Origin of the sequence: Streptomyces albipurpureus, assembly GCF_023701525.1 — a bacterium.
Taxonomy (GTDB): domain Bacteria; phylum Actinomycetota; class Actinomycetes; order Streptomycetales; family Streptomycetaceae; genus Streptomyces; species Streptomyces albipurpureus.
In genome coordinates this window covers 169,701-191,027 of sequence record NZ_JAMQAW010000012.1, presented here as the reverse complement: position 1 = coordinate 191,027, position 21,327 = coordinate 169,701, and the positions used below count along the sequence as shown (strand labels likewise).

Here is a 21,327-nt window from a genome sequence, read left to right as displayed (position 1 = left end):
GTCCCCCTTCATCTCAGTTGACTCTCCGAGGGAGGGATTACGGACGACTTACTTCAGATGCAAGCTGAGGGACTCGCTCCCGCATTACCCTGAGCAGTTCGGCCGGTGAACATCCTGGTCAGGCGCGTGCGCTTCGCCCGCGCGAGATGCCCTTGCCCGGTGCGGGCAGCCGCGTGTCCCGGACGGGCGGTCCCTCGTTGGGAAAGCACCGGCGATCGGAGGCCTGACCGACCGCTGGCGGGTACAACTCGTCGCACAAGGGGAAAACCGCTATGACCGCCGCGCCCAGCCCAGCCCTGGACACCGCCCTCGCCTACCACCGGGCCTGGACCGGTCATGACTTCGACCGCGCCATGACCTACATCGCCGACGACATCGCGTGCGAGGCACCGGCCGGACGGCTCCAAGGCGCGCAGGCCTTCCGGGGCTTCATGGAGCCGTTCACCCACATCCTCACCGACTCGCACCTGATCGCCGCGTTCGGCGACGAGACGACCGCGCTACTGATGTACGACACCAAGACGCTGCCGGTCGAGAGCGCCCCGGGCGCCGAGTGCCTGACCGTCAAGGACGGCACCATCACGCATATCCGGATCGTCTTCGACCAGGCGCCCTTCATCGCCGCCCAGAACGCGTCGAACGGGTCCTGACCGCCCCAGTGGGCCCGTCGCCAGACGGCCAGCGCCATCTCGGTCGCCCCCTGGTCGCTGCGTCGCCCTCTCGTCCGGCCACGGCCGGGAGGGCGCTGGGCGAAGGGGGTGGTACGCGTCGGCTGGCATCCGACACAACGTCATGTCCCACGTAGCGAACCGGTTCTGGCCGCTCATCCGGACGAGCGCCGCCGCCAGCAGGGCACTCCACACATCGCCGTATCCGTCCATCGGCCCTGGAGCACTTCGTTGTGCGCTGAAGGCTGCGTGGGGCCACCGGCAGAACGTCCCGGGAAGGTGTTGCCTCACCCGCCGATCGGGCAGGGCGCGGACGCCCCGGGACCATGGCCGTTCGGGGGCATACGCATGATCTTCTCCCGCAGGGCCAGGAGGTTGCTGCCGGCCGCGGCACCGAGGTCGCGTTCGAGGGACAGCAGGAACACCGACAGCTGGCGTAGTGCATGGGTCGGCCGGCCGAGCTGGAGGTGGGCCTCGATGATGGTGGTGGCCGCGAGTTCGTTGTACGGATCCAGCCGCAGCTTCTCGTAGGCGTACTCCAGGGCCTCGTCCAGCTCTCCCCTCGCCCGGTGGATCTGGATCAGACGGATCAGTGCCTGCGAACAGAGTCCCTCGTACTGCCTCCGGTACGGTGCGAGCCACTGCTGTTGTGACTCCTCGTCCTCAAGGAATCGGCGGACGGTGTAGGCGGCGACGCGGCTGTAGTAGAAGCAGGCGCGGCGGGCGTCGCAGTGGGCATCGCTGGCGCGCGCCTGCTCGAAGAGCCGCTCGACCTCGTTGGCATCGCTCCACCAGCCCTCGTTGGCCTCGAAGCGGTAGAAGTTGGTGCCACTGCGGTGGATGAAGGACGACTCCTGCCCCGGGCGCAGGTCCGGCTCAAGCATCCGCCGCAGGCAGTGCATCCCGACGTGAAAGCCACTGGCCGCCTTCTCGGGCGCGGTGTCCTGCCACCCGAGGTCGATGAGTTGGTCCATGGACGCCGGCTTGCCCGGGTTCAGAAGGAACCACTTGAGCAGCAGCAGCGCCTTCTCCCTGCGCTGTCGGCGCTGGCCCAGCACCTCTTCGCCCTTGAAGACCCGGAAGGGGCCGAACAAGTAGGCCCGGTAGGTGGCCACATGCTCCCGCTCGCGCGGGTGGACCCACTCGGATCTTGGGAGCAGGGCTGTCCCTGAGGTCATACCGTGCACGTTCGCCCTCCCCGACATTTCTCTAGCGATCGTGTATGGGTATAGGGTCAGTTACTGGCGTTAACGGTGAAGGGTGTTCACGAGGGTTGTCAAGCGTTACCGTAGAACCGGTGGGTACGGCGCACCTGCCCTTCTGCGCGCCCCTACGGTCAACTTGGAGGTGTCGGATGAGCCAGGTCGGTCCCGGACGCACCGAGCAGACGCGTCCGACATTGAACCGCCGGGAGCGTCTTCGGCAGTCCACTCTCGAAGAGATCGTTGAGGTCGGCCGGTCGCTGCTGAGTGCGGGGCGAGAGGTGACGCTGCGTGCTGTGGCGGCGGAGATGGGCTTCACCGCGCCTGCGCTGTACCGGTACGTCGGCAGCGTCGCCGCGCTCAACGAACTGCTGTCAGACGACATCTTCGCCGAGATCGTCCGCGAGATGGCCGCGGCCGCCGAGCCCTATGGGGACAACGACCCCGCGGCGCAGATGGTGGCGGCTGCCACCACCTTCCGCTACTGGGCGCTGGATCACATCGACGAGTTCCAGTTGGTGTTCCACACGAACTCACTCTCGGGAGAGCATGTCGCCCGGTCGGAGGCAGGGCAGTCGCTCCACCCGCTCGCGCCGGCCAGTGCGGGAAGCCCCGCCGGAGGAGTGCAGATGTTCGCCGATTTCTTCGGGCGGATCTTCATGAATCTGGCGCAGCAGAACCCGTTCCCCCTGCCCGCCCGCGAGGAGCTCGATGAGGATTTCGTGGCAGTCCACTCGCCCGCTGAGGAGGGCAAGCCCGACCTCGCCGGACTCCTGGGGAGGGACGGGCTGGGTTTGCTCTGGCTCTTCGAACTCTCCTGGGCACAGCTGTACGGCATTGTGACCCTGGAGGTCTTCGGACATGTGCGTCCGCAGTTGGTCAAGTCGGGAGCGCTGTTCGCAGCCGTGATGCGTGAGATCGGGCACCGTGCCGGGATGGCGGGCGACTGGCCCCGCCTGGCCGCAGTCAGCCAGCAGGTACGCGCCCGCCGGGAGTAGTCGTGCCGACCGGGGAGGGGAATCCCGGTAGGCGGCTGTCCGCTGCCTGGGGCGCGATGCGGCGCGCCAACTGTCATCGCGGAGTTCTCACCCGCTCCCGCAAGGAGAGGAGCTCGGGGCTCGGCGACACACCGAGGTCCTCGTGCAGGGTACGGATGAACTGCTCCAACTGCGAGATCGCTCCGGTCAGGCTGCCCTGCTCCAGGTGGATCTCCACGACGGATGTGGCCGCCTCCTCCGAGTAGGGATCACCATCGAGGATTCTGGTCGCGCAGGTCAACGCCTCGTAGAGATGGCCGGCCTGACGGTGCAGGCGCAACAACTGGATCAGCGCCTCCTCGTGCCCGCGTTCATGGGTCGTCCGGAAGGGCGCGAAGGCGTCCTGGTACATCTCCTCCGGCAGGAAGCCCTGATCGTAGTAGGCGAGCAACCGCTCGTAGGCCGCTATCGCCGCCGCCGACTCACCCGCCCGTCGTGCGGCACACGCCGTTCTCGACAGCTGAGCGACATCATCAACGTCGGTCCACCAGCAGTCGGACGGGTCAAACCAGTAGCGGCCGCTGGGGTCCGACCGGATGAACCTCGAAGGCTGTCGGCTGGCGAGCTCCGGCTCCAGCACCCGGCGCAGGGAGTGCTGCGTCACATGGAGACCATTCGCTCGATTCCCCACCCGGCCAGGCCAGAGCAACTCGGAGAGCTCGATGTCCCGGAACTTCTGCCTGGGGTTCAGCAGGAACCACTTGAGCAGCGGGCGCGCACTCGCCCGTCCTCCTCGTGGGTCTCCCAAGGGGGCACCTCCGCGATGCACCCGGAACGGGCCGAAGAGCCACGCCTCATACTCCTGCCGCGCTCCATCACCCTCCTGGGCACCGCCCTGCGGTATGCCACCACCCCCCGCGGATACGGGTGATATCGGCGTCGGCGCAGCCTCCTGTGATCGGTCCATCTGTCCCCCCAGCGCCCCCTGGAACACCGTCAGGTGTTCGACCGATAGTTCCCCTCGCGGCATCCTGCAAACCACCCGACGCCGTCGTGCTCATCGCTTACGTGCCACCCCACGACGCGCCCCGGCCCGACTGGTGGCGCCGTCTTTCGCGCCTGACCAGCCATGGTCCCGCGGTACGACGACGGGCGGGACGTTCTCCATCAGCCAGCCTTACACCGGGTGTAAGCCGGCGGTAGTCCCGCCGATGGAGAGTCCCGTGTGCTAGGGGAGGGGATCGAATGACCCGACCTGCTGGGCAGCGGGTTTCCACCAGCCGAGTCGAGACGCGGGCCTACCGGGGCCTGCGGCGCCGGACGCCGTCACACCGCGGAGGCGACGACTCGATGCCTCGGCCACCGGGCCCGGTGCTCCCCCAATCCACCCCCTCTACGTCGGTGTGGGCCTCGCCCACGCCCGACCGGGGCGAACCCCGGAGAATCAACCCGCCCCGAACAACGATGGGGCCGGGTGACCACCGACGGCTACGCCTTCCACCAGGCCTTCCGCGGAGAGCGGCTGGACCGGGCCACCTTCCGCGGTGACACCGTCTCGACTCATCTGGTCGCGGTCGAGGGCGGCTCCCGACTCAGGTGCTGGGGGCCGCCCGGTCAGATGGAGCCCCCGTATGCCCTGCCGTGACGAACATCGTCCTCGGCCTCTGCTTCGACCGATACGCCACTTCGCCCTGGAGGGCTTCCCCAACCCGGCCCACGACGGATTCGCGGCCCGCCACGAAGCATGTGCTCGCCGACCAAGTCGTGTCCGATCCGCACGACTTGATCGCCCGGAACCGGGACCTCTGCGCTGGTCCGCCGATCCGCCCTCGCCTGCGGGACCGGGCATCGCCACTTTCGCGACCCGTAAGCAACCGGTAAGTCGACGGTACTAGCTTCACCGAGCAGCCCCCACGGGCTGTCCCCTCACCACCACAACCCCGAGGGAGGGACTCGCAGCATGCTCTCGCATCTGGATGCGGTGACCATCTTCGCAAGCGATGTGGGACGGACCAAGGCCTTCTACACAGATCTTCTGGGCTTCAGCGTCGTTCCCCAGTTCACCTCTCCTGAAGCCGACTTCATCTGGCTGCGCTCCGAGAAGCGCAGTACCAGCATCATCGTCCAGGACGTCGCGACCAGGGCCGACAAGCCGACGCAGGCGCTCATCCCGGAGGCCAGCGGTGGGCTGATGCTCGGATTCGCCGTCGATGACGCCGAGGTCGCCCACAAGACGGCCCAGGACGGTGGTTACGAGATCAGGACCCCGGTCGTCGACATGGGTTCGGGCCGCACCTTCGGCGTCAAGGACCCCGCGGGCAACTACCTCCAGTTGTTCGATGTCTATCCGCAGGTCAAGGAGATCCAGCGCCAGCTCGGCCTGGGCTGACCACAAGGAGCCGATCCATGTCCATGACCGTCGGAGAGTTGTTCGCGGCACTCTCAACCCGGTTCAACCATGAGGCCGCGGCCGGTCTTACCCGGACCCTGCAGTGGAAGATCACCGACGAGGACCCCGGCGTATGGGCCTTTGAGATCATCGACGGCCACGGCCGCCTCATCCCGGGCGGAGTGGACAACCCGGACACCACCTTCATCACCAGCGGTGAGACATGGGTGGCGATAGCCGAGGGACGGCAGGACGCGATGCGCGCCTTCATGACCGGAAAGCTGAAGGTCAAGGGCGACATGATGCTCGCGATGAAGGTGCCCGGGCTCTTTGAGACCGGCGTCTGAACACCCCTGCCGGGCAACGGATGACCTGGTCAACCGCCGGCTCCCGCCATTGCCTCGGAACCCTCCTGCGCACACCTTCCTGAGGAGTTGACGAACGTGCAGCATCTGGCTGAACCAGAAGCCGACCCCGAGAAGGTCCGCCTTGAGCAGGTGGCAGCCCTCACGGACCCCGCCACCATCCGCTACCTCGAACAGATCGGGGTGCGCGAGGGCTGGACCTGCGCCGAAGTCGGGGCGGGTGCCGGGTCGATCGCCCGATGGCTGTCCAACCGCGTGGGCCACTTCGGCAAGGTCCACGCCATCGACATCGAGCCCAAGTACATGGAGGGGGTCACCGCCCCCAACCTTGAGGTCCGCCAGCAGGACATCACCACAACGCCGCTGGAGGCGGGCACCTACGACCTTGTGCACTGCAAGATCCTTCTGATGCATCTGGCGGACCGGGAGCGCGTTCTCGGCGAGTTCGCCAAGGCGCTGAAGCCAGGCGGCTACCTTCTCGTCGAAGAGGCGGACATCCGCAGCATCCAACGCGTCGACCCGCCCTCACCGCTGCTCACTCGGGCAGCCACCGCTCTGGAGACCTTCTTCTACTTCGGTGGCGCCGACCCCGGATACGGGATGAAGCTCCTGCCCGCGTTCCGCCGGACCGGGCTCAAGTTCCTCGGCACCGACTGCCAGCTCACCGCGGTACAGGCGGGGAGCCCCGAGATGCAGACCGTCGCGCTGAGCCTGGCCAAGCTCGCCCCCATGATCACCAAGATCGGACTGATGGGGCGGAAGGAGGTCGAGGCCGCCTTCGATCAGCTCCAACAGCCCTCGGACACCGTCCTCTACACCCCGATCACCGTCGCGGTGTGGGGACAGCGAGCCGAGGACTGATCCCCATCGTTTTCCCACAGAGAGGACGGCGGCGTTGTTGTACGCAGTCATAGCCCATGACAGCACCGACCCAGGAACATTCGAGCGACGAATGGGCGTCCGGCCGGCCCATATGGCCAACGGCGAGAAGATGATGGCCGACGGCTCCTTCCTCTTCGGCGGAGGCATCCTGGACGGCGCCGGAAAGATGACCGGCGGTGTGCTGATCGTGGACTTCGAGACCCGCGAAGAAGTCGACGAATGGCTCAGGAGCGAGCCCTACGTCATCAACAAGGTCTGGGACCGCGTCGAGGTGCACCCGTTCCTCGTCCCTCCGCAGTTCCTCGGCCTCTTCCCGAAGTACCAGGAGCAGCCGGTCGCCGGCTGAGAACCCCGCAAGCGGCTCGCGCCATTTCTCAGGGAGCTCACGCACCATGCAGACAACATCACGCAGGATCAGGGCACTGACCCTCCTGGTCACCAGCCTGGGTACGTTCATGGTCCTGCTTGACGGGTCCATCATCTTCGTCGCCTTATCCGAGATCCAGCGGGATCTCGGTGCGGAGATCTCTCACCTGCAGTGGACCGTCGACGCCTACACCCTGCCGTTTGCGGCGCTGATGCTGATGACGGGCACCCTGGGAGACCGGCTGGGCCGCAAACGGGTGTTCCTCACCGGCCTGGTGCTCTTCATCGTGGGTTCCGCCCTGTGCGGTTACGCGGACAGCTTCAGCACGCTCGTCCTCGGCCGGGTCGTGCAGGGGGTCGGCGCCGCCGCCATCGAGACCGCGAGTCTGGCCCTGCTCGTGTCGACGTTCACCGACCCCCTGGGCCGAGCCAAGGCAATCGGCATCTGGACCGCTGTCTCCGGTGTCGCTCTCGCCCTGGGGCCCCTGCTCGGTGGCGTGCTGATCGAGTCCTTCAGCTGGCACGCGATCTTCCTGCTCAACCTGCCGGTCGGCGTCCTGGCCCTTGTCCTCGGCGCCCGCTGGCTGATCGAGTCGCGGAACCCGGACGCCAGCCCCCTCGACGTCCCCGGCCAGATCCTCGCCACCAGCGGCCTGTTCTGCCTGATCATGGGGCTGATCCAGGGGGAGCGGGAGGGCTGGGACTCGCCAATGATCATCGGTCTTCTGGTCGGCTCGGTGCTGATGCTCGGCGGGTTCATCGCGGTGGAGAAGCGCAGCCGCGAACCGATGTTCCCCCTGGAGCTGTTCCGCAACCGCACCTTCGCGGCCTCCGGCGCGATCGCCTCACTCCTCGGGTTCGTCATCGTCGGTGCGATGTTCTTCATGGCCCAGTACTTCCAGAACGTGCAGGAGCACTCCGCGCTGGAGTCCGGCCTTCGCCTCCTCCCACTGACACTGGGCATCTTCTTCCTCTCGCCCCTGGCCAGCGTTGTGGCCGGCAGGACCGGGCCACGCGTCCCGATCATCGTGGGTGGACTCCTGGTGACCGTGGGATTCCTGCTGCTGACCACGGTCGAGCCCGGCACCGGCTTCGGCGCGGTGTGGTGGAAGGTCGCCCTCGTCGGCGGGGGCATCGGCTGCATGTTCGCGCCCCTGACCGTGGCGGTGATGGCCTCCACCCCACCGGAGCGGGCGGGCCTGGGCTCATCGGTGATCAACACCACCCGCGTCGCCGGATTCACCGCCGGAGCGGCGGTGTTGGGCACGGTCGTCGTCTCGCAGTTCAAGGACAAGGTCGTCGCCGCACTCTCCGACCTCGGTGTGCCCGCCGCTGCCGGTGATCAGATCGCGGACCGGGTCGGCGGGGCCGGCGCGGGTGCGGGGCAGGCGAGCGACCAGCTCCGGGACCTCCCCATCAGCAGCGCGGACTTCACCGCGGCGGTGAACCAGTCCTTCGTCGACGCCATCCATGTCGCGTTCTTCATCTGCGCCGGCTGCACCCTGCTCATCGCCGTGCTCGCCTACGCCCTGATGACCCGTGGGCGGCTACCCGATCCTGGCGAGGGCGCCCTCCCCGGCGGAACGGGCGAGAAGGGCACCAGCCCGGGGTCGGCGCTTGTCGAGACCGGGTGGCTTGCCGAGCGCCTGGGGGAACCGGGAATCGTCGTCGTCGACTGCACGGTGGACTTCCGCCCACTGCCCGAGGGCGGAGTCGAACTCGGCAGCGGTCGGGAAGGGTACGGCCAGGGCCATATCCCCGGTGCCGTCTTCGCCGACCTCCTGATCGAACTCTCCGACCTCACAGCGCCCAAGCCGTTCGGGCTTTTGCCGACCGATCGGTTGGTTGCCGCCATCGAGAAGCTGGGCATCAGCAACGACGACACGGTGGTCCTCTACGACAGGGCGCACACGGCCTTCGCCACCCGGCTCTGGTGGCTGCTGCAATCGGTGGGCCACACGAACGCCACCGTACTCAACGGCGGCTGGCGGAAGTGGACCGACGAGGGCCGGCCCGTGGCCACCGACGCTCCAACAGCGATCCGAGGCACCTTCGTGCCCCAACCCCGCCCCGAGCTGTTCGTCACCCGCGAGCAGGTGCAGAGGGCCATCGAAGACCCCGACGTCTGTCTGATCAACGCACTCTCCCCCGACCAGCACGCCGGCCGGATCCCGGTCGCGCACGGCCGAACGGGGCACATCCCCTCCAGTGTGAACGTTCCGGCGGCATCACTCATCGACCCGGCCACCGGCAGCTTCCTGCCCCACCAGCAGCTCGCCTCCCAACTCGACGCGGTCGGTGCCAAAGACTCCGGAAAGGTCATCGCCTACTGCGCGGCGGGGGTCGATGCGACTCTCGACGCCTTTGCTCTGAAGATGCTGGGCGTGCCCGACGTCGCCATCTACGATGACGGCCTTGTGGAATGGAGCGGTGACCCTTCGCTGCCCCTGGTCGCCACAGTCTAGGAGTGGGCCGGAAATGGCATACGACAAAGATCTCGCCGACCGTGTTCGTGAATTCCTCTCGGGCGAGGAGCAGGTACGCGAGGTGAAGATGTTCGGCAGCCTCGCCTTTATGGTCAACGGCAAGATGGCGGTCGCCGCGAATCCCAGCGGCCAACTCATGCTGCGCTGCGACCCCGACAGGGCCGAGGCCTTACTTGAGCGCGATGGAGCCGACGTGGCGGAAATGCGCGGCAAGGAAATGGGTAAGGGCTGGATCGTGATCGCCGAGTACGGGATCGAATCGGATCAGGCCTTCGGTTCTTGGATGAACGAAGCCCTGGAATACAACGGGAAGGTGAGCGGCAGTGGCAACTGACGAAGGCGTTCAGGTAACCCCGCCTTTCGATGGCTTCCCGCCTCAACTGTTCGCCTTCCTCGAAGGCTTGGAGAAGGACAATTCCAAGACCTACTGGGAGGCCAACCGGGCGACCTGGGAGGAATACGTCAAGGGGCCGGTCAACCAACTCATGGCGGACCTTGAGGAGGAGTTCGGTCCGCTGCGCACCTTCCGGCCCCATCGCGATGTCAGGTTCTCCAAGGACAAGTCCCCCTACAAGACCTGGGTCGGTGTGACGACCAGCGACCGGGCCGTGGGTGGGATCGGAGCCTTCCTCCGCATCGAGAGCGACGATATGCGGCTGGCCGGCGGGGCCATGGCTTTCGCCCCGGACCAGGTCAAACGATTCCGGTCCGCCGTCGCCGACGGACGATCCGCCCATGAGTTCGAGGACATCCGGCGACAACTGGCCGACAGGCAACTCCCCGTGGGGCCAGGCGTGCAACCCGTCCTCAAGCGCACCCCCGCCGACTATCCCGCCGACCATCACCGTGCGGAGATCCTCCGTTGGAAGGGTGCGGTGGTGATCAAGGAGTACGAGCGGGCCGAGTGGATGCACCGGCCGCAGGCCATCGACACGGTGCGCGAGGTGTGGAACGCCATCATGCCGCTGAAGGAATGGATCGACGAGTACGTCGGGGAGAGCCAGGACCCCCCACGCCGACGTGGTGACTGACCGCTGGGCTCCCGAAGGACCCAGGTGACCCCACGGGCGCCGCAGGCGAGCCGGGGAACGGAATCACTCCAAGGACCTTGAGGAGGACGGGCAGATGTGTGGAATCACCGGTTGGGTCTCGTTCAACCGCAACCTCACGCACGAACGCGAGACCCTCGACACGATGACGCAGACCATGGCGTGTCGAGGTCCGGACTCCTCCGGCACATGGGTCGACCAGCACGCCGCACTCGGCCACCGCAGGCTTGCCGTCATCGATCTGCCGGGCGGCAAGCAGCCGATGTCCGTACACACGCCGAACGGCGAGGTCTCGCTCGTCTACAGCGGCGAGACCTACAATTTCGTCGAACTGCGCGATGAGTTGGTTCGGCGTGGGGAGCGGTTCGACACCTCAAGTGACACGGAAGTAGTACTGCGCGCCTATCTGCACTGGGGCGAGGCGCTGGTCGATCGGCTCAACGGTATGTACGCGTTCGCCATCTGGGACGCACGGGACCAGAAGCTGGTCATGATCCGCGACCGGCTGGGGATCAAGCCGCTCTACTACTACCCCACATCAGATGGCCTGCTGTTCGGCTCGGAGCCGAAGGCGATACTGGCCAATCCGCTCGCCCAGCGCGTGGTCGACGCCGACGGGCTGCGCGAGTCGCTCTCGTACTGCTTCACACCGGGACACGCGATCTGGTCAGGAATGAAGCAGGTCGAACCCGGCACGGTGGTCACGGTCGACGTCAGCGGATCGCGTACCCGCACCTACTGGAGGCTGGAGACCCGACCCCACACCGACGATGTGGACACCACCGTCCGGCGTGTCCGCGAACTGCTCGACGACACCGTGCGCCGGCAGCTCGTCGCGGATGTGCCACGTTGCATCCTGCTCTCCGGCGGCCTGGATTCCGGCACCCTCACCGCGCTGGCCGCTGCCCATCTGGGCGAGGAGCGCGTGCGGACCTTCGCGGTCGACTTCATGGACCAGGCCGAGAACTTCACCTCGGACGACCTGCGCGACACCCTTGACGCGCCCTATGTGCGGGAAGTCGCCAAGCACGTCGGTTCGGAACACGCCGACATCGTGATCGGCCCGAAGGCACTGGCCGATCCCGAGGTCCGCAAGGCCGCCGTCATCGCCCGTGATGTGCCGATGGGTATCGGCGATATCGACTTCTCGGCGTACCTGCTCTTTCGCGAGATCCGCAAGAGGTCGACGGTGGCCCTGTCCGGCGAGGCGGCGGACGAGCTGTTCGGTGGGTACAAGCACATGCACATACCCCAGATCCAGCAGGCTCGGACCTTCCCGTGGATCGCCCTCAACATCGGTGCGTTCGACAAGGACGGCACGGGCCTGAACCCGCAGCTGTGGTCCGGTCTGGACCTGGAGGAGTACCGGCGAGAGGGATACGAAAGTGCCCTCAGAGAGGTCGAGCGGCTCGAATCCGGCGATGAGTTCGACTCCGAGGACGACTTCGAGTACCGCATGCGGATCATGATCTACCTGCACCTGACCCGCTTTATGCGGTTCCTGCTCGACCGCAAGGACCGGCTCAGCATGGCGGTCGGGCTCGAAGTCCGGGTGCCGTTCTGCGACCACCGGCTCGTCGAGTACGTCTACAACACTCCCTGGTCGTTGAAGACCTATGACGGCAGGGAGAAGAGCCTGCTGCGCGGGGCCATCAAGGACATGCTGCCTTCCTCGGTCGCCTGGCGGCCCAAGAGCGCCTATCCGTCGACCCAAGACCCCTACTACACCCGAGAGCTCCAACAGCAGGCCAAGGATCTGCTGACGCGCCGGAACCACGGAGTGTTCGAGTTGCTGGACCGCGAGTGGCTGGAGGACGCGACCCGACGGGAATCGGCCTCGATGGACCGACTGACCCGGCTGGGCCTGGAGCGGACCCTGGACTTCGCCATGTGGCTGGATGTCTACAACCCCACACTCAGGCTTCCCTAGCGCGCCGGCCCGAGGCGCCGGCCCGCGAGGGGCACCCCGCGTACAGGAGGCGCGCCGCGGGGGGACGCCGCGACTCAGGCTCCCTGCCAGCCGTCCAACTCCCGGATGCGCGCCAGCGCCGCCGGACGTTGGGCCCCGGGGAGCACACCCGCCAACGCCCGCCACACCGGAAGGTCATCTTCGCCCCAGGGGCTGTACGCCCAGTCCGCCAGTAGTCCCGGGTCCCCCCGTGAGATCAGTGCTGCCCGCAGTTGGTCGGTGAGCCGACGCCGTAGCCGCACCACCGCGGGCGCCAGGGACGCTGGCAGGAGAGGCCCGGCGTAGGCGCTGAGCGCTCCGGTCACCGTTCCCGACGCGAGCCTTCGCATCACCGCACCGAAATCCGTGTCCACCAGCGAGGCGAGACGGTAGGGCCTTGAACGCAGGAGGTCGGTGCCCAGGAGATGGCGCAGCCGCGACAGTTCGGCGCGCAGGGTGACCGGGGTGACCGACTCGTCCTCGTACAGTTCCATCAACAACTCGTCGCCGCACACGCCCTCGGGGCGGTGGGCCAGCAGTACCAGGATCTCACTGTGGCGGCGGCTCAGTCGTAAGGTGCGCCCGTCGGCCAGCAGCAGGGCTTCGTTGCGGCCGAGGGCCGTCAGCCGCACGCTTCCCTCGGCGGGTGCGGGGGAGAGGAGGGCGAGTTGGGACTCGGCGGCCCGGGCAACCGCGGTGATGAAGGCGAGACTGTGCGGATGGGCCAGCCGGTCCCCGCCCGTGATGTCGACCGCGCCCAACAGCCGTCCGGTACCGGGGTCGTGGATGGGCGCCGCAGCGCAGGTCCAAGCGTGTACCGGGCGGCGGAAGTGCTCGGCGGCGAAGACCTGGACGGGGCGGTCCACCGCGATCGCGGTGCCCGGCGCGTTCGTCCCGGCCACGGCCTCCGACCAGCGTGCGCCCGGCACGAAGTTCATCACCTCTGCCCGCTGACGCGTGCTGGGCGGACCCTCCACCCACAGCATGCGCCCATGCGCGTCGCACACCGCGACCAGATGGTCGCCGTCCATCGCGTAGGCACCGGTGAGCTCCCGTATCAGCGGCATCACCCGGGCAAGTGGATGGCTCTCGCGATACGTGGTGAGCGCGTCGTCGTTCAACTCGATGGACGCCACGCCCTCGGGGCTGACCTGGGCCCTGGCCGACCGACGCCAGGAGTCGGCCACCACGGATCGCACCGGTCGCTCCACCCGGCCCGCACTCACATACGAGTCGTAGGCCCTGCGCAGGTCAGCGATCCGCGTCACCGGATCCGCGCCTGGTTCCAGGGCCACCCATGCATCGGTCAAATCGGCCTCCCTGGAACCATCGTGACCTAGCGCGCCGAGCCGGACAACCACGTCAGATGACGTGCAGTCAGTAGGCTCCCACTCCGGTATTTTGACCCCTGGTCGTCACCGCCCGGGGCCCGGGGTGGTCAGGCGAGGTTCACCAGGCGGATATAGCGCCCCCAGTCCCAGAGCGGACCGGGATCGGTGTGGTCGGCGCCGGGCACCTCATGGTGTCCGATGATCCGCGCGCGGTCCTTGGGGATGCCGTACCGGTCGCAGATCGATGCGGTGAGCGCGGCGGAGCTCTCGTAGAGCGCATGGGTGAAGTAGGCGGGCTGGTCCACCCAGCCCTCGTGCTCGATGCCGACGCTGCGGGTGTTGTAGTCCCAGTTGCCGGCGTGCCAGCCGATGTGCCGCTCCCGCACGCACTGCGCGACCGAGCCGTCCGACGAGCCGACGACGTAATGCGCGGAGACCTGTTTCGCCGGGTTCTGGAAGATGCTGACCGTATCGGCGAAGGTCTCCTGGGCCACGTGGATGACGACGAAGTCGATCGAGTACGAGGAAGGCCGGTTGGAGACCGTGTAGTTGGCCGAGGCGGCGGCCATCCACTGCGCGGAGGGGTAGTCCGTGCTGCTGAGGGGTGCGGTGCCCGGCGACTGCCTGGGAGCATCGGGCAGGGGGTCGGCTGCCGAACCGTTGGCAGCGTGGGCGCGGGAGGTGGAAGCGAGCATGCTGGTGGCCGCCGCTGCGGCGGCGCCCTGGAGGAGTCTTCTGCGATCCATTGGGCCTCTCCTGGTGCGGTGATCAGAAGTAGGGACGTCGGACCCGTCCGCTGGCCGGCGGTCGAGGTCGATCTGAGGATCTCCCGCCGGGAGTCGTCGCCCGGGGATGTCGCGGCTCCCGAGGTGCCTGGTGTCGCACAGCCGGTGGGCCGGATGAGTCAGGGGCTCGTCAGGAAGCGCCCCCCCGGAGGCATCAGGGGTGGGTGTGCCGCGGTGGTGCGTCGGGCCAGGGGAGCGGCGAGCCCGCTGGGCACGGCTCCAGCCCGCACAGCTCCAGCCCGCTCGGGCCAGCCAGCGAGGGGCGCAGACCCGTGGCCACGGACCCGGTCGGAACGCCGCGGCTGCTGACGCGGGCGCGGGCCGCTCGGTGACAGGCCATCGGCCCGGCCCCTTGCGGGCAACAAGCCGCATCGGGAGACCGCGAGGGGCAGCCACCGGAACGTGAGTCCCAGCGACCGCCCCTCGCTGAACTGGGTATCGCCCCAGGTCAGCCGCGCAGCGGGCGCGGCAGCTTGACGTGCGTCACCCTGGTCTCCAGACCGCTGTCCACCAGCCGGCCCTCGGCGTCGAACGCCTCAGGACCGTCGGACATACCGAAGTCGTTGTCGTTGATCAGGGCCAGGGTGTCGCGGCCCACGGCGGCGATGCCCTCGACCTTGCCCGGCACTCCGGGTACCTTGCCGAAGTCGACGACCAGTTGCTTGGCGAGCACGGGGACTCCGGCCGCCGCCGGGTCATCGAGCTGCTCATAGCTCGGGGAGGTCGCGAGGTCGTCCCAGCGGCTGCCCAGGATGCCTTCACCGCTCGGCAGGTTCACCCGGTGCAGACGCGAGGACTTGTCCGTACGCTCCTGCACCAGGACGGTGTCATCGTCGATGGGAACCAGCGAGGAGAGCTTCAGTTCGGAGGTGTCGGTCTCGGACGGATCGACGACGTTCACCGCGTCGAAGCGGTAGGAGTACTCCGCGGTCACTTCTTCCTCCTCGGGGGAGAAGCGCAGCAGTCGTACATTGCGGGACGCCTGTCCCGCGGTGGCGTCGGGCACCAGCAGGGGACTCTGCACCGCCATGACCAGATCGCCGCCCGGCAGCACGGTCAGCGCCTCGAAACCGCGGTTGAGCTTGCGCTTCAACAGGATGGACGGCAGGGCCTCGACGACCGGGTAGTCCGCGCCCTTGAGCTTCAGGCCCTCGGGCACATAGCGGGTCAGCACCCGACCGCGTGCCGAGACATGGATCAGCGACGGTCCGTACTCGTCGACGAGCCAGAACGAACCGTCCTCGGCTCTGACCATCCCCTCGGTGTCCAGGCCGTTCGGGTTGAAGGCCAGCGGGACACTCGCGTCGAAGTTGTACGGTGCCTCGTCCCGTGCCGCCTGGTTCGGCAGACCCGTGACCGGTTTCCCGGACGCCGTGGTGATGGGGATCGCCCGCAGCACGGAGACCCGGTCACCGGCCACGCGTACGCGCACGATCGCCGGGTTGAACTCCGGCACCGCGAAGGTGCGGCGCTTCACCCCGTCGACCTTGATCTGTCCATTGGGGCCGCGGTCGGTCAGCGCCCAGAACTCGCCCTTGCGATCGGCTGGGAACATATCGCTGCCGATCCCGAGGTGGACTCCGCGGTCGTTCTTCACGGAGTCCGGAATCAGGGAGTTGCTGAACTGCGCGAGGGGGATTTCGTCGAGAACCGCGGTACCCACCACCTCGGGGGCCGCGGCGCGGGGCTTGGACGGAGCGGGCGTGCTGCCGTTGGCGGTCGCGGTCACGGCGATCGCGGTGACCAGGGCGACCGGCACTCCCAGGGCGATGGAGCGGCGGAGCGGTCGGGGCAGCTGTGCGTAGCGGGACACAAGGCCTCCTGGTGGGGGTCAGGCGGGTCTACTGGCCAGATGGCTCCGGAGCCCCTTCCCACGAGGCGTCAGGACTCCGTGCGGGGCCGCCGATGGGGGCGCTCGGGCCAGTTGCCCGGACGAGCGCTCCTACCGGCGGATCCATGCATCTGGTGAAACCCTGCCCTACGCGCGTAGGCCTTGGGGGCGGTTCGGCGTGGTTCGGTGGATCTCTCTCATGTGGTGGGGGGTTCACGTATTACTTTGTGCGACTTCAGTCCACTTCGCCCAATGCCCCTGGCACCACCTCGGACAGCGCTGCGGCCGGGTCATGGCTCGCCGGCCCGGCCGGCACCCAACGTCCCTTCTCCTTGGCGAAGGGCCACCAGCGGCCGTCCTCGCCGACCCGTAGCTGTGCTTCTGCTCCCACCACCGTCCATCTGCCGCCGCCCGCCGACCGCAACCGCGGCCGATCCGAGGCTTCCCAGGCCCCCTCCAAGACGGCCGTCGCACGGGTGAGCAGTTCCTCCCCGGGGGACCACTCGTCGCCCAGTACCGCTAGCGCCGCCGGGCCGCCCGCTCGCCAAGCGCGTACCGCTAGCTCCATATCGGCGCGCTGGCGGCCCGTCCCACGGGCGAGACGTTCGACGATCACCGGGCCAGGGATGTTCGCCGCCATCCGCACCGCGTCGACACCCACCCGCGGTTCGTCCTCCAGCGGCTTACGGGTATGGCCGGGGGACAGCGCGTCAGCAAGCATCCGGTAAGCGCGCGAGGCGGCGTCTTCGGCCAGGAACTCCAGCGCGTCGGGGTCGATGCCGGGACCCGGGTCGACCTCGCTGTCCAGGACCGGTGACAGCCCAGGCTCGTCCGGGAGCGGCGGGGGGACAGGCAGCGGTGGCAACGAGGAGCCGGCCGCGAACACCGCATCGGCCCGCACGCCCCGCGGCGGTTGCCCCCGCCGCTCATCACCCGCGGCGCCGGTCGCGGCCCGGGCCACGCTGCGGGCCTGCAACTCATCCAGCAGACGGCGCTCGCCCCGACCCCGCATCAACAACAGGATGAACGGGTCCTGATCGAGCAGCCGCGCCACCTGGTAGCAGAGCGCGGCAGTGTGCGGGCAGAGGTCCCAGGCCCCGCATCCGCACTCCGGCTCCAGATCACCTATGCCGGGCAGCAACTCCACCCCGGCGCTCGTGGCGTCCTCCACCAGATGGGGCGGCATCTCACGGTCGAGGAGCGCGGCGATGTGCCCCGCGCGATCCACCGCCATGTCGAGGAAACGATCCCATTCGGCGTCGCTGAGTTCCTGGAGGAGCACATCGCAGCGCTGACCGGTACCGTCCCGGTCACGCACGACGGCGGTAATCCGTCCGGGGCGCACGGAAACCGCCCCGACCGATCCCGCACGGGCCTGCCTGCGGCCCTTCTTCAACTGGTCGCCGTCGAGAGCCGTCTCCTCCAGCGCCTTGACCCAGGTCCGCCCCCACCAGGTCCCGGCGAAACCGCGACCGGCCGCGGGCGGCAACGCGGCAAAGGTCCGCTCGCCGTCGTCCCCCGCCCCCTGGTGGCCCCTTCCGCGCTGACCGCCGCTGCCGTGTCCGTTGTCCGTGATGTCCGCCGCCTCTCTTTCCTCTGCCGGTCGGGGCTCAAAGCCGTCCGTCGGTTCGAAGTCATTCGCTGCTTCGAAGCCGCCGCGCGACACGGCTGCGTCCTGCGTCTCCCGGCCGGCTCCCAAACCTCCGCCGAACTGCCCGTACCCGCGGTAACTGTCGTTGCTGCCGAACCGGTTCACCGTGGCGTACCCGCGCTGTGACGAAGTTCCACCAGCTGCGCCAACTCCGCGTCGGTGAGTTCCGTCAGCGCCGCTTCCCCCGAGCCCAGCACCGCGTCGGCGAGGTCCTGCTTGCGTGCCAGCATGTCGGCGATCCGATCCTCGATCGTCCCCTCGGCGATCAGCCGATGGACCTGTACGGGCTGGGTCTGGCCGATCCGGTACGCGCGGTCCGTGGCCTGGGCCTCGACGGCGGGATTCCACCAGCGGTCGACGTGCACGACGTGTCCTGCCCTGGTGAGATTGAGACCGGTGCCCGCGGCCTTGAGCGAGAGCAGGAAGACGGGCACCTCTCCGCTCTGGAACCGGTCCACCATCGCCTCGCGCTCCGGGATGGGCGTACCACCGTGCAGAAACAGCGTCCGCACCCCGCGGCTCGCCAAGTGCCGTTCCAGCAACCTCCCCATCTGCACATACTGGGTGAAGACCAGGACACTCCCGTCCTCGGCGACGATGGTGTCGAGGAGCTCGTCCAGCAACTCCACCTTGCCGGAGCGCTCGGCGATCCTCGGCCTCTCCTCCTTGAGGTACTGCGCGGGGTGATTGCAGATCTGCTTGAGCGCCGTGAGCAGCTTCACCACCAGACCGCGTCGCTCCATACCGTCGGCCTCGGCGATCGCGGCCATCGTCTCCCGCACCACCGCCTCGTACAGTGCCGTCTGTTCCGTGGTCAGCGTCACCGCACGGTCCGTCTCGGTCTTCGGAGGCAGTTCGGGGGCGATTCCCGGGTCGGATTTGCGCCGACGCAGCAGGAACGGGCGAATCAGCGCGGCCAGCCGCTCGGCCGCCGCCGGATCACCGCCCTCCACGGCGCGCGCATAGCGGCCGCGGAAGGAGCCGAGTCGCCCCAGGAGACCGGGGGTGGTCCAGTCGAGGATCGCCCACAACTCGGACAGGTTGTTCTCGACGGGTGTGCCACTGAGGGCGACCCGCGCCTTGGCGTTGATGGTGCGCAACTGACGGGCCGTCGCGGAGTACGGATTCTTCACATGCTGCGCCTCGTCGGCGACGACCATGCCCCAGGCCACCTGGCCCAGCCGAGCCGCGTCGAGCCGCATGGTCCCGTAGGTGGTGAGGACGAACTCCCCGTCGGCCAGGTCATCCAGGCTGCGTGCCGCACCGTGGAAGCGGCGTACCGGGGTACCTGGCGCGAACTTGTCGATCTCGCGCTGCCAGTTGCCCATCAGCGAAGCAGGACAGACGACGAGGGTGGGGCCGGCAGCGGACTCGTCGGTCCCCCGGTGCAGATGGAGTGCGATCAGTGTGATGGTCTTGCCCAGGCCCATGTCGTCGGCGAGACAGCCACCGAGGCCGAGTGAGGTCATGCGGTGCAGCCAGTTGAGTCCGCGCAGTTGGTAGTCGCGCAGAGTCGCCGTGAGTTGTGCCGGTTGGCCGATCTCCTGAGTTCCGCCCTCCGGATCGGCGAGCCGGTCGCGCAGCTGGGCCATCCATCCCGTCGCCCGCACCTCGACCCGTCTGCCGTCGATCTCCGTGGAGCCGGTGAGTACGGCGCTGAGCGCGTCGACCGAGGTCAGCGTGCGGTCCTGCCGCTCGCGGGCGCGGCGCACCTCGTCGGGGTCGATGAGTACCCACTGGTCACGCAGTCGCACCAAGGGACGCTTGGCCTCGGCCAGCCGGTCCAACTCCGCGCGGGTCAGCCGTTGATCGCCCAGCGCGAACCACCAGTTGAAGGCGAGCAGTGCGTCGGCCGAGAGGAAGGAGGGAAGCGCCGAAGCGTCCTGGCCGCTCGAACCGCTCCCCGCCGCTGCCGCGGAGTCGTCGTCCGACGGTCCGATGACGGCCCGCGCAACGAGTCGGTGTGCCATGTGCTTGGGCCAGTGCACCTGGACTCCGCAGGTCGCCAGCGCCCGCGTCGCTTCGCCCAGCAACTCGGTGATCTCTTCGTCACCGAGCTCAAGGGCATCGGGGACGGCGGCGTGCAGGAGGGGTGTCAGGGCAGGCCAAGCCCGCGCGGCACGCCGCAGTGCGAGGAGTCCGTCCATCCGGGCCCGGGGGCCGAAGTCCGCACCGGGACGGTCGCCGCCCGCCCAGACATCGGCTGCGTCGGCGACGATGGCCGGATCGCTGGCGCTGTGCATCTGAAGGACGGCGCGGAAGGTCGGCTCCAGCCCTTCGCCGTGCCCTTCCGCGTCTGGTGCGAGCGCGGCCGAAGTGTGCTCGATCAGCTCGATCCGTAGGGAGAGCCGAACGCCGGCATCATGCCCGGCGGCGATGTCCGCCGCCCAGGCACGTGCGCTGGGCAACGGCTTCCCGGCGCGCGCCGCGAACGCCGCCGTGCCGGCGGCGATCGGCGCGGCCGGGGTGCGCGGCAGGGTGTCGGCGACCGCGTCGAGGAAGGACCGCAGGAGCCGTTGGGGTTCTGGCAGCAGGAGCGGGCCGTCCTGGTCGTGTGTCGTGGATGCCAGGGGTACGGCATGAGCGTTCGGTGGCATGGCCGCTGCCAGGGTGCGCACGCGCTCCAGGTCCTCGGGTGCCAGTGGGCCGACCCGCCAGGCGTCATGATCGGTGGGGGTGAGGCCGGGCAGTAGCAGGCCGCGAGCGATGAGCTGGAGGGCGAGCAGGGTCGCCGCACCCCAGAAGCCCGCACTGGGGGAGGCGGACGCGTCGGCATGGGCGCGGGTCAGGACGGGCAGTGCGTCCCGGACCGGCAGCAGCAGTGCGGGCACGGTGTGCGGGCGGACCTCGTCAGTGATGACGGTCAGGGGCTCGACGACTCCGGGTGGGACAGGGCTCGGTGCCGTGGGCCCGGGTTCCCCGGACCGCCAGAAGGCGATCTGTCCGGCGCGCGGTGGATCGGCCGGTAGGAACACCGCGGAGCACTGCCTCAGGGCGGCTACGGCGTCTCCAGGTGCGGACGGCGGTGGTTGGCCGTGGGAGGTGGAGTGGGGAAGGGGTGTGCGGGACGCGGGTGTGGAAGCCGCGCCAGTGGAGGCGAAGGGTGGCTGGTCGGTCGGGGAGGGCGTTGCCGCGGAGGGCCTGTGCACAGCGATGACGCATTCCTCAAATTTGACTAGTTCTTGGGGTGGGAGTCGCCGAGGGTACTCGATCCCCTACCGCGGCGGAGGCCGTATCACTGTGATCCAGCGCACGTGTCGTTGGGTGGCGGTTCCGGGTGCGGTCAGCACCACCCAAACCGGCGGGCTTTCCCCCGCGAGTTCCGGGGGGTGGCGCCATGGTTACCGCAACGTGTCCTAGCCTACGTTCTCTCAGGTCAGCGCAGTCGCGCTTACTT

At 68.3% G+C, this 21,327-nt stretch carries 19 protein-coding genes; 12 read left to right on the top strand and 7 right to left on the bottom strand.

Annotation, left to right across the window (positions count from 1 at the left end; translation table 11 throughout):
• The first annotated feature begins 272 nt into the window (after positions 1-272).
• A complete protein-coding gene (locus tag NBG84_RS16580) occupies positions 273-650 on the top strand; it encodes a nuclear transport factor 2 family protein (protein WP_250920226.1) in 378 nt (125 codons plus the stop codon).
• A 305-nt stretch (positions 651-955) separates the two neighbouring features.
• On the opposite strand, the gene NBG84_RS16575 is transcribed toward NBG84_RS16580, so the two are convergent.
• A complete protein-coding gene (locus NBG84_RS16575) occupies positions 956-1,846 on the bottom strand; it encodes an AfsR/SARP family transcriptional regulator (RefSeq protein ID WP_250920225.1) in 891 nt (296 codons plus the stop codon).
• A gap of 176 nt (positions 1,847-2,022) precedes the next feature.
• On the opposite strand from NBG84_RS16575, the gene NBG84_RS16570 reads away from it, so the two are divergent.
• Entirely contained in the window at positions 2,023-2,868 is an 846-nt protein-coding gene (locus NBG84_RS16570; protein WP_250920224.1) for a TetR/AcrR family transcriptional regulator, read from the top strand.
• Positions 2,869-2,941: 73 nt separating this feature from the next.
• Here the strand turns inward: NBG84_RS16570 and NBG84_RS16565 are convergent, their stop codons facing one another.
• The gene (locus tag NBG84_RS16565) at positions 2,942-3,511 is read right to left on the bottom strand and encodes an AfsR/SARP family transcriptional regulator (protein ID WP_250920223.1); all 570 of its coding nucleotides are present in this window, start codon (positions 3,509-3,511) and stop codon (positions 2,942-2,944) included.
• Here NBG84_RS16565 and NBG84_RS16560 point away from each other — a divergent pair, their 5' ends adjacent.
• The 10 genes from NBG84_RS16560 to asnB all read left to right on the top strand — a co-directional run bounded on the left by NBG84_RS16560 (position 3,512) and on the right by asnB (position 12,314).
• Positions 3,512-3,778 (top strand): hypothetical protein, encoded by a 267-nt coding sequence (locus tag NBG84_RS16560; RefSeq protein WP_250920222.1) that lies wholly within the window; start codon positions 3,512-3,514, stop codon positions 3,776-3,778. It abuts the gene before it with no gap.
• A 543-nt stretch (positions 3,779-4,321) separates the two neighbouring features.
• Positions 4,322-4,492 carry a hypothetical protein gene (locus NBG84_RS16555; protein ID WP_250920221.1) on the top strand — a complete coding sequence of 57 codons (171 nt, stop codon included), beginning with the start codon at positions 4,322-4,324 and terminating at the stop codon, positions 4,490-4,492.
• A gap of 315 nt (positions 4,493-4,807) precedes the next feature.
• Positions 4,808-5,236 carry a VOC family protein gene (locus NBG84_RS16550; RefSeq protein ID WP_250920220.1) on the top strand — a complete coding sequence of 143 codons (429 nt, stop codon included), beginning with the start codon at positions 4,808-4,810 and terminating at the stop codon, positions 5,234-5,236.
• A gap of 17 nt (positions 5,237-5,253) precedes the next feature.
• The gene (locus NBG84_RS16545; RefSeq protein WP_250920219.1) at positions 5,254-5,583 is read left to right on the top strand and encodes an SCP2 sterol-binding domain-containing protein; all 330 of its coding nucleotides are present in this window, start codon (positions 5,254-5,256) and stop codon (positions 5,581-5,583) included.
• Between the two features lie 96 nt (positions 5,584-5,679).
• Positions 5,680-6,462 carry a class I SAM-dependent methyltransferase gene (locus tag NBG84_RS16540; RefSeq protein WP_250920218.1) on the top strand — a complete coding sequence of 261 codons (783 nt, stop codon included), beginning with the start codon at positions 5,680-5,682 and terminating at the stop codon, positions 6,460-6,462.
• Between the two features lie 34 nt (positions 6,463-6,496).
• Positions 6,497-6,829: a YciI family protein gene (locus NBG84_RS16535; RefSeq protein ID WP_250920217.1), complete on the top strand. Its 333-nt coding sequence runs from the start codon at positions 6,497-6,499 to the stop codon at positions 6,827-6,829.
• Positions 6,830-6,875: 46 nt separating this feature from the next.
• Entirely contained in the window at positions 6,876-9,314 is a 2,439-nt protein-coding gene (locus tag NBG84_RS16530) for a DHA2 family efflux MFS transporter permease subunit (RefSeq protein ID WP_250920216.1), read from the top strand.
• 13 nt (positions 9,315-9,327) lie between these two features.
• Positions 9,328-9,669, top strand: coding sequence for a TfoX/Sxy family protein (locus NBG84_RS16525; RefSeq protein ID WP_250920215.1), 342 nt, complete (start codon positions 9,328-9,330; stop codon positions 9,667-9,669).
• Positions 9,659-10,366, top strand: a complete 708-nt coding sequence (locus NBG84_RS16520) for a DUF2461 domain-containing protein (protein ID WP_250920214.1) — start codon at positions 9,659-9,661, stop codon at positions 10,364-10,366. The genes NBG84_RS16525 and NBG84_RS16520 overlap by 11 nt, the downstream gene beginning before the upstream one ends.
• 94 nt (positions 10,367-10,460) lie before the next feature.
• Entirely contained in the window at positions 10,461-12,314 is a 1,854-nt protein-coding gene (gene asnB / locus NBG84_RS16515) for an asparagine synthase (glutamine-hydrolyzing) (protein WP_250920213.1), read from the top strand.
• 74 nt (positions 12,315-12,388) lie between these two features.
• On the opposite strand, the gene NBG84_RS16510 is transcribed toward asnB, so the two are convergent.
• From NBG84_RS16510 to NBG84_RS16490, 5 genes are all read right to left on the bottom strand, one after another.
• Positions 12,389-13,642 carry a GAF domain-containing protein gene (locus NBG84_RS16510; RefSeq protein WP_250920212.1) on the bottom strand — a complete coding sequence of 418 codons (1,254 nt, stop codon included), beginning with the start codon at positions 13,640-13,642 and terminating at the stop codon, positions 12,389-12,391.
• A 128-nt stretch (positions 13,643-13,770) separates the two neighbouring features.
• The gene (locus NBG84_RS16505; RefSeq protein WP_250920211.1) at positions 13,771-14,409 is read right to left on the bottom strand and encodes an N-acetylmuramoyl-L-alanine amidase; all 639 of its coding nucleotides are present in this window, start codon (positions 14,407-14,409) and stop codon (positions 13,771-13,773) included.
• Between the two features lie 487 nt (positions 14,410-14,896).
• Positions 14,897-16,261, bottom strand: coding sequence for an esterase-like activity of phytase family protein (locus NBG84_RS16500; RefSeq protein WP_250920210.1), 1,365 nt, complete (start codon positions 16,259-16,261; stop codon positions 14,897-14,899).
• 253 nt (positions 16,262-16,514) lie between these two features.
• A complete protein-coding gene (locus NBG84_RS16495) occupies positions 16,515-17,855 on the bottom strand; it encodes an SWIM zinc finger family protein (RefSeq protein ID WP_425608650.1) in 1,341 nt (446 codons plus the stop codon).
• A gap of 176 nt (positions 17,856-18,031) precedes the next feature.
• Entirely contained in the window at positions 18,032-20,923 is a 2,892-nt protein-coding gene (locus NBG84_RS16490) for a DEAD/DEAH box helicase (protein ID WP_250920293.1), read from the bottom strand.
• Positions 20,924-21,327 lie beyond the last annotated feature (404 nt).